The organism is Streptomyces sp. SCA2-17, assembly GCF_044336695.1.
In genome coordinates this window covers 6,850,068-6,865,411 of the sequence record NZ_CP117521.1, presented here as the reverse complement: position 1 = coordinate 6,865,411, position 15,344 = coordinate 6,850,068, and the positions used below count along the sequence as shown (strand labels likewise).

Genomic DNA, 15,344 nt, shown 5'->3' with positions numbered 1-15,344 from the left:
ACCTGGTGGTCGGTACGGCCGGCGAACACCAGCAGGCCGTCCGCCGACCACTTCACCCCGTCGCCGGTCCGGTACAGCCGTGAACCGTCGGCGGCGAACGGGTTGGCGACGAACCGCTGTGCGGTCAGGTCCGGGCGGTGTACATAGCCGCGGGCCAGGCCCGTGCCGGCGACGTAGAGCTCTCCGACGACTCCCGGCGGCACCGGCCGCAGCCGGTCGTCGAGCACGTACATCGGGGAGTTGGGCGCGGGGGTGCCGAGCGGCACCACCCCGGCTACCGGAGGCGTCTCGCGCAGCTGTGCGGTGACCACGGCGATGGTGGTCTCCGTCGGGCCGTAGTGGTTCGCCACCACGCGCGTGCCGGAGACCGCGAGCGCCTCGGCTGCGAGCTCGGGTGTGACCACTTCTCCGCCGAGCAGCACGGCCCGGGTCGGCCGCAACAGGCGCTCCATGCCGACCGCCGATGCCAGGGCGCGCAAGTGGGAGGGGGTCACCTTGAAGCAGTCGATGTCGCGGCTCGCCAGGTAGTCGGCGACGGCCGCGGCGTCGGTCACCTGGTCCTGTGCCAGCAGATGGACCTGTCCGCCGGTGGCCAGGGCGGTGAAGACGATGGTGTTGGCGAAGTCGGTGACCATCGCCTGCATCAGGACCGCCCGGCTGTCCGGCCTGCCCCACCCGATGCGCGGCGGCACGACGGCGACGTAGTCGGCCAGGCTCGCGTGCGTGACCTGCACGCCCTTCGGCCGGCCGGTGGAGCCGGACGTGTAGATCACGTAGGCGGGGTGCGCGGGCCGCAGCGGCGCGGTGCGGTCCGCGTCGGTGAGGTCCTGCGGCCGGGCCGCCGCGATGTGCGCGGCGAGCCCGGGAGCGTCCAGGACGAGTACCGGGCGGTCCGCGCCGGCCCGTGCCGTGTCCGCCAGCGCCTCCGTGGTCAGGACGCACGTGGTCCGTGCGTCGTCGAACACGAACGCGATGCGGTCGGCGGGGAAGTCCGGGTCCACGGCGCTGTACGCGGCCCCGGCCTTGAGCACCGCCAGCACACCGGTGATCAACTCGGTCCCGCGCGGCAGGCACAGGCCCACGACGGCCTCCGGGCCGACTCCGTGGCCCGCGAGCACGCGGGCCAGCCGGTTGGCGCGCGCGTTCAGCTCGGCGTAGGTGACGGTCTCGTCGGCGCACACGACGGCCACGGCGTCCGGGACGTCCGCGGCCTGTCGCTCGAACTGCGGGACCAGCAAGCCCGGGGCCGCGGCCGGCCCCGGCTGCCAGGCGCGGGTCACGCGGTCCAGTTCCCCGTCCTCGAGGACCGGTATCCGGCTGAGCCGCGTGGCCGGATCCCGCGACACGGCTTCGAAGACCCGCTCCAAGCGCCGGGCGAACGTGCGCGCCGACTCCTCATCGAACAGATCCGCGGACAACGTGACCTCGCCACGCAGTCCGGCCGGGACGCCGCCGGCGCCGGGGACCTCGCCGGCATTGACGTAGAGGTCGAACTTCGCCGCGGTGGTGCCGGCGCGCTCGACGGCGGCCCGCACGCCCGGCAGGTCGAGCACGGCGTCGCCGGTGTTGTGCATGGCGAGCATGACCTGGAACAGCGGGTGCCGCGCCAGCGAACGGGCGGGCGCGAGCGTCTCCACCAAATGCTCGAAGGGCACCTCCTGGTGCGCCATGGCGCCCACGGCTGTCTGCCGGACCCGCGCCAGCAGCTCGGCGAACTCGGGGTCACCGGAGGCTTCGGTGCGCAGCACCAGGGTGTTGACGAAGAAGCCGACCAGATCGTCCAGCGCCTCGTCGGTGCGGCCGGCCACCACGGACCCGATCGGGATGTCGGTGCCCACGCCCAGGCGCGCCAGCAGCATCGTCAAAGCTGCCTGCAGGGCCATGAACACGGTCGCGCCGTGGGTGCGGACATGCGCGGCGAGGCGTCCGTGGGCCTCTGGCGACAAGGTCCACACCGCGCTGTGACCGACGTGGCTCGCGACCGCAGGCCGTGCACGATCGGCCGGCAGGGCAAGCTCTTCCGGAGCGCCGGCGAGGGTCTGCCGCCAGTAGTCGAGCTGCCCGGCGAGCATGCTGTCCGGTTCGTCCTCGGAACCCAGCATCTCGCGCTGCCACAGGGCGTAGTCCGCGTACTGGACGGGCAGGGGTGCCCAGTCCGGTGCCGCCCCGCGAAGCCGAGCCGTGTACGCCTGCGACAGATCGCGCGCCAGCGGCGCCATCGACCAGCCGTCCGTGGCGATGTGATGCGCCACCAGCGCCAGCACGTGCTCGTCGGCGGCCAGGCGGAAGAGCCGGGCCCGCACCGGGATGTCGCAGGCCAGGTCGAAGGACCGCTCGGCGACCTCCGCCAGCAGTGCGGGCAGGTCGTGCTCGGACGCAGTGACCACCGGCACCGACAGGCCGGTCTCCGCCGGTGACAGGATCCGCTGATACGGCACGCCGTCGGTCGCCGGGAATACGGTCCGCAGGACCTCGTGCCGCTCGACGACGTCCCGGAGCGCCGCCTCGAACGCAGCCGCGTCGAGTCCGCCGGTCAACCGCAGCACCATCGGATTCACATAGGTGGTGCTCGGGCCTTCCATCTGTGCCAGGAACCACAGGCGCTGCTGCGCGAAGGACAGCGGCACCCGCTCCGGACGCTCACGCGCCGTCAGCGGAGCCCGCGCCGGACCCGCCGTCCGGGCCTGGAGGTGCTCGGCCAGGGCCGCCGGGGTGGGGGCCTCGAAGACGTGGCGGATCTCCAGCTCGACGCCCAGCGCCGACCGGACCCGGCTCAACAGCCTCACCGCGAGCAGCGAGTGCCCGCCGAGGTCGAAGAAGTCGTCGTCGGCGCCGACCCGCGCCAGGCCGAGTACGACCGCGAAGGCGTCGCACAGCGCGCGTTCGGTCGGCGTTGCGGGCTCCCGGTCGGCTGAGCCGGTCGCTCGCTCGGGGTCCGGCAGGGCCCCGCGGTCAAGCTTGCCGTTCGCGGCCAGCGGCAGCGCCGCCAGCACGACCACGGCCGACGGCACCATGTGCTCCGGCAGCAGCCCGGCGACGTATGCGCGCACGGCCGCGGCCAGCGTGCCGCCGGCGTCCTCGTCCCGGCCGTCGGCCGCGACGACGTACGCGACCAGCCGACGCTCGCCCGCGGCGTCCGCGCGCGCGACCACCACGACCTGGCGCACGAGGGAATGCCCGGAAATCACCGCCTGGACCTCGCCGGGCTCCACCCGGTAGCCGCGGATCTTCACTTGGTCGTCGGAGCGGCCGACGAACACGAGGTTGCCGTCCGCGGCGCGGCGCACCACGTCTCCGGTGCGGTACAGCCGCGAGCCGTCGGCCGCGAACGGGTCGGCGACGAACCGCTCGGCGGTCAGGCCCGGACGGCCCAGGTAGCCGCGGGCCACCCCGGCTCCGGCAACGTAGAGCTCTCCGGCCACGCCGACGGGCACCGGCCGCAGCCGGTCGTCGAGCACGTGCAGCCGGACGTTGCCGATGGGTGCGCCCATGGGGACCGGCCCGTCGGCCGACAGCTCGGGAGCGAGCCGGAGGGTGGCCACGCCGATGGTGGTCTCGGTGGGCCCGTAATGGTTGGCGACCACGCGGCCGTCCGCGGCTGCCAACAAGGCGGTGACCAGATCCGGGGCTGCTGCCTCGCCGCCCAGTACCAGCGTCCGCCGGGGCAGGAAGCGTTCGGGGGAGCCGTCGGCGGTCAGCGCGGCGAGGTGCGACGGCGTCACCTTGACGACGTCGATCCGGTGCTCCGCCAGGTACGCGGCCAGCCCCGCCGGATCGGTCGCCAGGTCCTCGTCCGGCACGTGCAGCGCGCCGCCCGTGGCCAGCGCCGTGAAGATCAGGGTGTTGCCGAAGTCGGTCACCGCCGGCTGCAGGAGGGCGTGGCGCTCCCCCGGCGCGCCGACGCCGAGCCGGCCCGGGGCGGTGGCGACGTAGTTCGCCAGACCCGCGTGCGTGACCACTACGCCCTTGGGCCGGCCGGTGGAGCCCGATGTGTAGATGACGTAGGCCGCCTGGCCGGGCAGAACGCGCGTCCCGGGGTCGGTGGCAGGCATGGAGGCGATGAGGAGCGCGGTGTGCGGATCGTCGACGGCCACTTGGCGGACCCGGCCCGCGGGCAGGTCGCTCAGTGCGTCGTCGGTTCCGACGACCACCGGGACGCCGCTGTCGGCGAGGATGTAGGCCAGCCGGTCGACCGGCTGCGCCGGATCGATGGGCAGATAGGCCCCGCCGGCCTTCCAGACCGCGAGGATCGCGAGCGCGGTGTCCACCCCGCGCGGCAGGCACAGGCCCACGACCGATTCCCGGCTGACGCCCTGCGCCTTCAGGTAATGCGCCAAGCGGTTGGCACGCTCGCCGAGCTCGCCGTAGGTGAGAGTGACCTGGGCGCCGACCACGGCGACCGCCTGCGGATCCCGCGCCACCTGCGCGGCGACCAGCTCCGGAACCGGGATGCCGGGCACCGTGACGGCGGTGTCGTTCCATGCCTCGAGCCGGCCACCCTCCTCATCGTCGAGCAGCGGAATCTCACTCACCCGCAGCTCGGGCTCCGCGGCCACGGCTTCGAGCACCCGGCTCAGGCGGCGTGCGAACAGCTCCGCGGACGCGAGGTCGAACATGTCCGCGGTGAGCGTCACCACGCCGTGCAGTCCGGCGGGGCCGCCGTCCGCGTCGAAGCTCTCGGCCAGCGCCACACCGACGTCGAAGCGTGCGGCCAGCGCGGTGTTCGGGATCACCTCGACGCCCAGGCCGGGCAGGTCGAGGTGTGCCTCGGCGGTGTTCTGCAGAGCCAGGTTGACCTGGAAGAGGGGGTGCCGGGACAGCGACCGCGCCGGGGCCAACGCGCTGACCAGGTGCTCGATCGGGACGTCCTGGTGCGCCAGCGCGGCCAGGCTCGTCTCGCGGACCCGCTCGGCCAGCTCGGCGAACGTCGGGTCGCCGGACGTGTCGGTGCGCAACACCACGGTGTTGACGAAGAAACCGACCAGGTCGTCCAGCGCCTCGTCGAGGCGGCCGGCGGCCGGCGAGCCGATGGGAATGTCGTCACCCGCGCCCAGCCGGGTCAGCAGCAGTGCCAGCGCCCCCTGGAGGAGCATGAACAGCGTCACGCCTCGAGCGCGCGCGGTCTCGGCCAGGGCTCGGTGTGCCTCGGCGCACACGTGCACCAGCGCCGTGTAACCGCGGTGTCCGGCAACGGCGGGCCGGGGCCGGTCAACGGGCAGTGCCAGCTCCTCCGGCGACCCGGCCAGCACCTCGCGCCAGTGGTCCACCTGACGCGACAGCAGGCTGACCGGGTCGGCCTCAGAGCCCAGCCGCTCTCGCTGCCACAGCGTGTAGTCGGCGTACTGCACCGGCAGAGGGGACCAGGCAGGTGCAGTGCCCTGACGCCGGGCGGCATAGGCGAGTGACAGGTCCCGCATGAGCGGCGTCATCGACCAACCGTCGCCGGCGATGTGGTGAAGGACTGCCAGGAGCACGTGGTCGTCCGGAGCGAGGGCGAACAGCCGGGCGCGCAGAGGCACTTCGGCGGCCAGGTCGAACGGCTGGGCGGAAGCCTCGGTGACGGCCGCGGCCAGTTCCTGCTCGGCGACCGGCTCGGCCCTCAGATCCCAGGCGAGCTCCGCCGGCTCCAGGATGTGCTGATACGGCTCGTCGTCACCGACGGGGTAGACCGTGCGCAGCACCTCGTGCCGGGCCAGCACGTCGCGGAACGCGGCAGTCAGCGCCGCTGTGTCCAGCGGGCCGGTCAGCCGCAGCGCGATCGGGTTGACGTAGGTGGTGCTCGGGCCCTCGAGACGGTCGAGGAACCACAGGCGGCGCTGGGAGAACGACAGCGGCACGCGGTCCGGCCGTGGTCCGGCTACGGGTCGGGCCCTGCCGGAGGCGGCCTGCGCCAGGCGGGTCGCGAGCAGCGCCGGAGTCGGTGCCTCGAAGACAGAGCGGACCGGGAGTTCGGCTCCTAGAACGGTGCGGATGCGGCTGACCAGCCGGGTGGCCAGGAGCGAGTGGCCGCCGACGGCGAAGAAGTCGTCGTCGGGCCCGACCGGACCGGATCCCAGGATTTCAGCGAACACCACACACAGAGCCGCCTCCAGCTCGGTGACCGCAGCACGACCGGAACCAGCGGACAACTCCGGAACGGGCAGAGCCTCACGATCCAGCTTGCCATTGACCGTCAACGGCAAACACTCCACAACCACCACAACCGACGGCACCAGATAATCCGGAAGACGCCCGGCAACAAAACCACGCACCGAAACAGCCACATCAGCGGCATCAGCGTCATCAACGGCATCGTCACACACCACATAGGCAACCAGACGCCTATCGCCCGGCACATCCTCACGCACCACCACAGCCGCCCGAGACACCAGCGGATGCGCCAGCACCACCGCCTGCACCTCACCCGGCTCGATCCGAAAACCACGGATCTTCACCTGATCATCCACCCGGCCGGCAAACACCAGCACACCATCGCCACCCCACTTCGCCCGGTCCCCCGAGCGATACAACCGCCCCCCACCACCCAACGGATCAGCAACAAACCGCTCAGCCGTCAGCCCCGCACGCCCCCGATAACCCCGCGCCAGCTGAACACCACCGATATAAACCTCACCCACCACACCCACAGGCACCGGCTGCAAAAACTCATCCAGCACATAAACCCGCGAATTACCCATCGGCACACCGATCCCCGGCGGCCGCCCCACACCAGGACCGACAACAGTCGAAGTGACCATCACCGTGGCCTCCGTCGGCCCATACGTATTCACCAACCGCCGACCAGCAGCCCAACCCCGCGCCGTCGCCACCCCCAGCGCCTCCGCACCCGACAACACCGTCGACAACCCCGGAAACACCCCAGGACTCAACACATCAAGCAACGACGGAACAACACTCGCAGAACGCACCCCGCCACACACCACCACCCCACTCAGCACCTCAACATCAGCACGCTCAGCCTCCGTCACCACCACCAACGTGCCACCAGCACACAGCGTCACCACCACATCAAACACAGACGCATCAAAAACAAACGAAGCAAACTGCAACACACAAACCCCGGACCCCACACCCAACACCGGCGCAAACACCACCGCCAGATTCACCACACCCCGATGCGCAACCTCCACACCCTTCGGCACACCCGTCGAACCAGACGTATAAATCACATAAGCCAGACTGTCCGGGTACACGGCGACGCCCGGATCAGTCAGCGGCAGCACAGCCAGTTCAGCCGTCGTATTCATGTCATCAAGCAGCAGAGTCGTACAGGCTGTCAGGCCGGCGAGCGGGGTCTCACCACGACAGCGGCCGGCATCACCGAGGTCCGCGATGAGGCCGGAGACCGTCGCGCTGTGCCCAAGAAGGAACTTGGCGCCGCTGTCGGTCAGCATGAACACCGACCGCTCCGCGGGGAAGCCGGCATCGAGCGGCAGATACGCCGCCCCCGCCTTCCACACCGCCAGGACCGCCACCACCACGTCGATTCCCCGCGGCAGACACAGCCCCACCACATCCCCCACACCCACACCACGGCCCACCAGCAACCGCGCCAAACGATTCGCCCGCACCTCCAACTCGCCATAAGAGACCACAGAATCCCCGCACACCACCGCGACAGCGTCGGGGGTGCTCTCGGCCTGCATCGCTATCAGGTCGGGGACACACCTGACTGCGGGCACCTCAACGGCGGTGTCGTTCCAACGCCGCAGCACCACGTCCCGTTCGTCCTCGTCAAGCACTGCCAGCGCACCGATCCGCACCGCAGGCTCCCGGGCCATCAGCTCCAGCACCCGCAGCAGGCGCCGGGCGAACGACTGCGCCGACTCCGGGTCGAACAGGTCGGCCGCGACCCGGACCGTCAGGGTCCGCTCGACCAGGCTCACATCGATGTCGAAGCGCGACGCAGGCCCGCCGGTGGCGAGTTGCTCCACCTCGAGTCCCGGCAGCTCCAGCACCGCCGGAGCGGTGTTGTGCACGGTCAGCATCACCTGGAACAGCGGGTGCCGTGCCAGCGACCTGGCCGGGGCCAGTACCTCGACCAGCCGCTCGAAGGGGACGTCCTGACGGTCCAAGGCGTCCAGCCCGGTCCGGCGGACCCGGTCGAGCAGCTCGGCGACGGTGGGGTTGCCCGAGACATCGGTGCGCAGCACCAGGGTGTTGACGAAGAAACCGACCAGGTCCTCGACCGCAGCATCGGTACGCCCTGCCACCGCCGCACCGATCGGGATGTCGGTCCCGGCACCGAGCCGCGCCAGCAACAACGCGAGACCCGCCTGCACCGCCATGAACAGCGTCACGCCGCGGCCGCGCGCCAGATCCGCAAGGCTGCGGAACGCCTCCTCCGAGAATTCCACGGCGACCGTGTGGGCGTCAGGTCCCGCGACCGCGGGGCGCCGGCGATCGGTCGGCAGATCCAGCTCCTCCGGTGCACCGGCCAGGACCTCGCTCCAGTAAGCGATCTGCGAAGAGATGTCGCTGCCCGGATCGTCCTCCGAGCCCAGGAGCTTCCGCTGCCACAGCGCAAAGTCCGCGTACTGCACGGGAAGCGCGGCCCACCGCGGCGGGCCACCCGCGGCCCGCGCTGTGTAAGCCGCGGACAGATCGCGCGCCAAGGGCGCCATCGACCAGCCGTCGGTGGCGATGTGGTGCACGATCAGCACCATGACGTGCTCGCGCGCGCCGAGCCGCAGCAGCCGGGCCGCGAGCGGTGGCTCGGCGGACAGGTCGAAGGTGTGCGCGGCTGCCTCGGTCAGCAGCGCGGGAAGCTCCGTCTCGGAGGCGTCGAGCAGGGGCATGTCGAACCCGGATTCCGTGACCGGCAAGACCCGCTGGTACGGCACGCCGTCGACGGCCGGGTACACGGTCCGCAGCACCTCGTGCCGCTCGACCACGTCGAGCACGGCGAGTTGGAGTGCCGAGACGTCCAACTCGCCGGTGACGCGCATGGCGATGGGGTTCACATAGGTGGTGCTGCGGCCTTCGAGCTGAGCCAGGAACCACAGACGCTGCTGCGCGAACGACAGCGGCACCCGCTCCGGACGTTCCTGTGGGATCAGCGCGGCCGCTCGAGCCGCGCCCGCCGCCGTGAGCTGCGCCGCCAGGCCGGCCGGGGTCGGCTTCTCGAACAACGTCCGGACCGGGAGTTCGGCTCCTAGAACGGTGCGGATGCGGCTGACCAGCCGGGTGGCCAGGAGCGAGTGGCCGCCGACGGCGAAGAAGTCGTCGTCGGGCCCGACCGGACCGGATCCCAGGATTTCAGCGAACACCACACACAGAGCCGCCTCCAGCTCGGTGACCGCAGCACGACCGGAACCAGCGGACAACTCCGGAACGGGCAGAGCCTCACGATCCAGCTTGCCATTGACCGTCAACGGCAAACACTCCACAACCACCACAACCGACGGCACCAGATAATCCGGAAGACGCCCGGCAACAAAACCACGCACCGAAACAGCCACATCAGCGGCATCAGCGTCATCAACGGCATCGTCACACACCACATAGGCAACCAGACGCCTATCGCCCGGCACATCCTCACGCACCACCACAGCCGCCCGAGACACCAGCGGATGCGCCAGCACCACCGCCTGCACCTCACCCGGCTCGATCCGAAAACCACGGATCTTCACCTGATCATCCACCCGGCCGGCAAACACCAGCACACCATCGCCACCCCACTTCGCCCGGTCCCCCGAGCGATACAACCGCCCCCCACCACCCAACGGATCAGCAACAAACCGCTCAGCCGTCAGCCCCGCACGCCCCCGATAACCCCGCGCCAGCTGAACACCACCGATATAAACCTCACCCACCACACCCACAGGCACCGGCTGCAAAAACTCATCCAGCACATAAACCCGCGAATTACCCATCGGCACACCGATCCCCGGCGGCCGCCCCACACCAGGACCGACAACAGTCGAAGTGACCATCACCGTGGCCTCCGTCGGCCCATACGTATTCACCAACCGCCGACCAGCAGCCCAACCCCGCGCCGTCGCCACCCCCAGCGCCTCCGCACCCGACAACACCGTCGACAACCCCGGAAACACCCCAGGACTCAACACATCAAGCAACGACGGAACAACACTCGCAGAACGCACCCCGCCACACACCACCACCCCACTCAGCACCTCAACATCAGCACGCTCAGCCTCCGTCACCACCACCAACGTGCCACCAGCACACAGCGTCACCACCACATCAAACACAGACGCATCAAAAACAAACGAAGCAAACTGCAACACACAAACCCCGGACCCCACACCCAACACCGGCGCAAACACCACCGCCAGATTCACCACACCCCGATGCGCAACCTCCACACCCTTCGGCACACCCGTCGAACCAGACGTATAAATCACATAAGCCAGACTGTCCGGGTACACGGCGACGCCCGGATCAGTCGCGGGTGTCCGGGCAAGCTCGGCCCGCGTGGCGGTGTCGTCGAGCAGCACCACTTCCCGAGCACTCAGCGGGGCGGCCGACGTTGTCCGGGTGATGGTGACGAGGACATCGGCACCGCTGTCGGCAAGCACGAAGGCCAGGCGATCAACCGGATCATCCGCATCCATCGGCAGATACGCCGCCCCCGCCTTCCACACCGCCAGGACCGCCACCACCATGCCGATTCCCCGCGGCAGACACAGCCCCACCACATCCCCCACACCCACACCACGCCCCACCAACAACCGCGCCAAACGATTCGCCCGCACCTCCAACTCGCCATAAGAGACCACAGAATCCCCGCACACCACCGCAACAGCATCCGGAGTGCGCACCGCCCACTGCGCAACCATCTCGTGCACAACAAGCGCCGGAGTCTCCATACCGGTGTCATTCCAGTCCCGCAGGATCCGAAGACGCTCAGCCGCATCGAGGACGGGCAGGTCGCTGACCCTGGCCTCGGCGTCCCTGCCGAGGGCTTCAAGGACGCGGACCAGCCGTTCCGCAAGTTCCTCGGCGGCGGAGGGGGCGAAGATGTCCGTGTCGACGGTCAGCGTGCCGGACAGTCCGGCCGGGGTTCCGTCGGCGGCGAAGGACTCGGAGAGCGTGATGCCGATGTCCATGCCCGCCGAGCGGGGTGCCGTGGGCACCAGGGCGGTGTGCAGTCCGGTCAGGCACAGCGAGGCCGGGGCAGTGTTCTGGAACGCGAGCAGGACCTGATACAGCGGCTGCCGGGTCGCGGAGCGTGCCGGGGCCAGCGCGTCCACGAGGCGGTCGAACGGCACGTCCTGGTGGGCGAACGCGCCAAGGCTCGTCTCGCGGACCCGGTCGAGCAGCTCGGCGACGGTGGGGTTGCCCGAGACATCGGTGCGCAGCACCAGGGTGTTGACGAAGAAACCGACCAGGTCCTCGACCGCAGCATCGGTACGCCCTGCCACCGCCGCACCGATCGGGATGTCGGTCCCGGCACCGAGCCGCGCCAGCAACAACGCGAGACCCGCCTGCACCGCCATGAACGGCGTGGCGCCGCGGCCGCGCGCCAGTTCGACGAGCCGCTGGTGCGCCTCGGCCGGCAACTCGACGACGGCGCCGTGATGGCCCCCGCTCTGCACGGCGGGACGAGGCCGGTCGGTCGGTAGGGTCAGTTCCTGCGGTGCCGCGGCCAGAGCGCCGCGCCAGTACTCGATCTGACGGGAGATCAGACTGTCGGGATCATCCGGGTCGCCGAGGAGCTCTCGCTGCCATAGTGCGAAGTCCGCGTACTGCACCGGCAGAGGCGTCCAGTCCGGGGCCTCACCTCGCCGCCGGGCGTCGTAGGCCAATCCCACATCGCGCATCAGCGGCGCCACGGACCAGCCGTCCATGGCGATGTGGTGCAGCACCAGCACGAGGGCGTGCTCGTCCTCGGCGAACGCGAAGAGCCGGGCGCGCAACGGTGCGTCCACGGCCAGATCGAAGGCCCGCCCCGCGACCTCGGCGATCAGGGCCGGAAGGTCCGTCTCGTCCGCCGGGACCACGGGCAGCGTGAAGCGGAGGTCCGCGACGCCGAGCACACGCTGGAACGGCACGCCGTCCACCGTCGGGAACACGGTGCGAAGGGTCTCATGCCGGGCCAGGACGTCGACGAGCGCGGCTTCCAGGGCCGCCGTGTCCAGGTCGCCGGACAGACGCAGCGCGACCGGCGCGTTGTACCCGGATCCCGCGCCTTCCAACTGGGCGAGGAACCACGAACGATGCTGTCCGAACGACAGCGGAATGTGTTCCGGACGCGGGCCCGGCACCAGCGGCGGGCGCGCCTCGGCGGCGGGAGCCAGCCGCTGGGCGAGTCCGGCCACGGTCGGCGCCTCGAAGACATCGCGGATGCCGATCTCGGTCCGCAGGACCGTACGGATCCGGCCCACCAGCCGGGTCACCAGCAGCGAGTGTCCGCCGAAGGCGAAGAAGTCGTCGTCCGCGCCGATCGACGGCAGCCCCAGCACCCCGGCGAACAAGGAACAGAGCGCGTCTTCGACAGGCCCTTCCGGAGAGCGGCCTGCGGGCCGGAACACCGGCTCCGGCAGGGCCCTGCGGTCCGGCTTCCCGCTCGGGGTCAGAGGCAGCACCTCAAGCTCCATCACGGTGGCGGGGACCATGTAGCCGGGCAGACGCGCCGCGACGAAACCGCGCACGGCCGCGGACAGCGGTTCGTCATCACCGCCGGTCTCGGCACCGGGCACCACGTACGCCACCAGACGCTTGGTCCCGTCGGGGCTTTCGGAGGCGACGACCGCGGCCTGCGACACCCGGGGATGCGCGGCCACGACGGCCTCGACCTCACCGGGCTCGATGCGGAAGCCCCGGATCTTCACCTGGTCGTCGGTGCGGCCGAGGCATTCCACGTTCCCGTCGGGCCGGAGGCGCACCAGGTCACCGGTGCGGTACAACCGCGAGCCGTCGGTGGCGAACGGATCGGCGACGAAACGCTGCGCGGTCAGGTCTGCGCGACCGAGGTAGCCGCGAGCCAATTGGTCGCCGGCAACGTGCAGCTCGCCGGCCACACCGACCGGTACCGGGCGCAGGAACTCGTCGAGCACCAGCACGCGGGTGCGCGCGAGCGGGCCACCGATGTGCGGCACCTGGTCCGGCGTCAGGTCCTGGGACATCGTCACACACACCGTGCACTCGGTGGGCCCGTAGGCATTCACCATGCGGCGTCCCGGCGCCCACCGCGCCACAAGCTCCGCGCTCAACGCCTCGCCGGCGGCCCACAGGGCCCGGACCGAGGGCAGTGCACCGGGCTCGATCGACGCGAGCACCGCCGGCGGGAGCGTAACGTGCGTCACCCGCTGCCGCGTGACGAAGTCGGCCAGCGCGGAGCCGGCCGCCGACCCGCGATCCGGCACGGGGACCAGCGCCGCCCCGGCGCACAGCGCCATCGTCAGCTCCCACACCGACGCGTCGAAGCCGGGAGAGGAGAACTGCAGCACGCGATCCGTCGGCGCCACGCCGATGTGTTCCGCCCGCCCGGCCACCATGGCCGCAAGGCCGGCGTGGGTCAGCTGCACCCCCTTCGGCACGCCCGTGGAACCGGACGTGTAGATCACATAGGCCGTCTGATCCGGCCGGACGTCGGTGCGCGTGGCGTCCGCCGGCAGCGCAGCGATCGCTCGCGCGGTTGCCGGGACGTCCAGGCCGATGATCCGGGCCCCGTGCGCGGGCAGTCCTCGAAGCGTCTCGCCAGTGACGACCACCGCGACCGCCTTGCTGTCGGCAAGGAGGTATCCCAGGCGTTCGCCGGGACTGTCCGGGTCCAGCGGCAGGAACGCGCCACCGGCCTTCCACACCGCGAGGACTGCCGTCACCAGTTCCGCGCCGCGCGGCAGGCACAGACCGACCAGGGTCTCCGGGCCGACGCCCTGCCCCCTCAGGTACTGCGCCAGTCGGCTCGCCCGGGCGTTCAGCTCGGCGTATGTGAGGCTTTCCCGCCCGTCGGACACCGCCACGGAATCCTCGTCCGCGCGCGCCTCGATGAGGCACAGCGGGACGGGCGCCGTGCCCGACGGCTTCGGGCCGGCCCCGCGGGCCAGTCGCTCTGCGAGGACGAACGCGGGCTCGACGGCACCGGCGACTCGGTCCGCGGAGTCGGCCGCCGTCAACCAGCGCAGGACACTGCGGAATTCCCCGGCCAGGCCGCGCACGGCTTCCTCCCCGTACTGCACGGGGTTGGCATCGACGGCCACGGCGAACCCGTCGGCGCCGGAGCCCTCGAAGACGCTGATCCGCTGGTCGTCCACCGGGCCGCTGGGCAGGGTGTGCGCGGTGGCTGTGCAGTCGCCGAACCGCAGGCCCGCGTCCAGCGGCATGATGTTGACGATCAACGGGTACAAGGCCTGTTCCCCGGTCAGATGCAGGTCCCTGCGGATGTCCTCCATCCGGTAGCGCTGGTGCCGGAAGGCTCCGCGCACCGCCTGCGCCGCACTGCGGGTCAATTCCTCGGCGGTCAGGTGGGCGGCGACCGTGATGCGGACCGGCAGGACGTTCGTCGTCATGCCGACCAGCGCGCGGTGCCGGCTCATGCGACCCGCTACCGGCACGCCGACCACCACGTCGTCGCCGCGGCTGATCCGGCGCAGGTACAGGGCCGCGGCGGCCACCACCAGCTCGGCGACGCTCACGCCCCAGCGCTCGGCCGCCTCTCGCAACGCCCCGGAGACCGTGTGCCCCACCTGCTCCTCGTACCGGACCGGCGCCTGCGTCGCCCGGCGCAGCGGCCGCCCGCTCGGACTGGCCGCCCCGGGCGCGGCCGCCAGCACCGCGCGCCAGTACGCGCGGTCGCGCGCGAACTGCGCCGACTCGCGATAGGCACGGTCGGCATCGATCAGCTCGCTGACGGAGCGCGGCTCGCCGGCCTCCAGCAGGCTTCCGGCGGCCAGGGCGGAATAGGCGCGCGCAAGCCTGGCGGCGACGGTCGCGGCGCCGCGGCCGTCAACGGCGATGTGGTGGACGCGCTGGAACCACAGGTGACAGTCGTCCGCGACCTTGATCAGAGCGTGTGCGAACAACGGCCCGCGTGCGAGGTCGAAGCCGCGGCGCAGTTCCGCGCGCATCCACTGCCCGGCAACCACGTCCGGCTCGGACTCGCCGCTGAAGTCCACGACTTCCAGGGCCCAGCCGTCGCATTTCTCAGCGTACTGCCGCGGTCCCCCGATGTCTTCCGTGAACCGGAGGTGGAAGGCGTCGGTGGTGGAGACCGTGTACCGCAATGCCTTCTCGAACAAGCTGGTTTCCAGGGCGCCGCGGACACGCACATACGACCCGATGGAGTGGACGGTGCCCTGAGGGTCAAGCTGCTGGGCGAACCAGAGGCCGAGCTGACCCACCATCAGTTCCCGGCTTGTACCGATGGAATCGGACAT

1 protein-coding gene (only partly in view) is annotated in these 15,344 nt (G+C 70.9%); it reads right to left on the bottom strand.

Going from position 1 to position 15,344, the window contains the following annotated elements; genetic code table 11:
- Positions 1–15,344, bottom strand: the 5' portion of a protein-coding gene (locus tag PS271_RS30485; RefSeq protein ID WP_398386371.1) for a non-ribosomal peptide synthase/polyketide synthase. It extends 6,979 nt beyond the left edge of the window; the window shows 15,344 of its 22,323 coding nt (coding positions 1–15,344); it begins with the start codon at positions 15,342–15,344; the stop codon falls past the left edge of the window.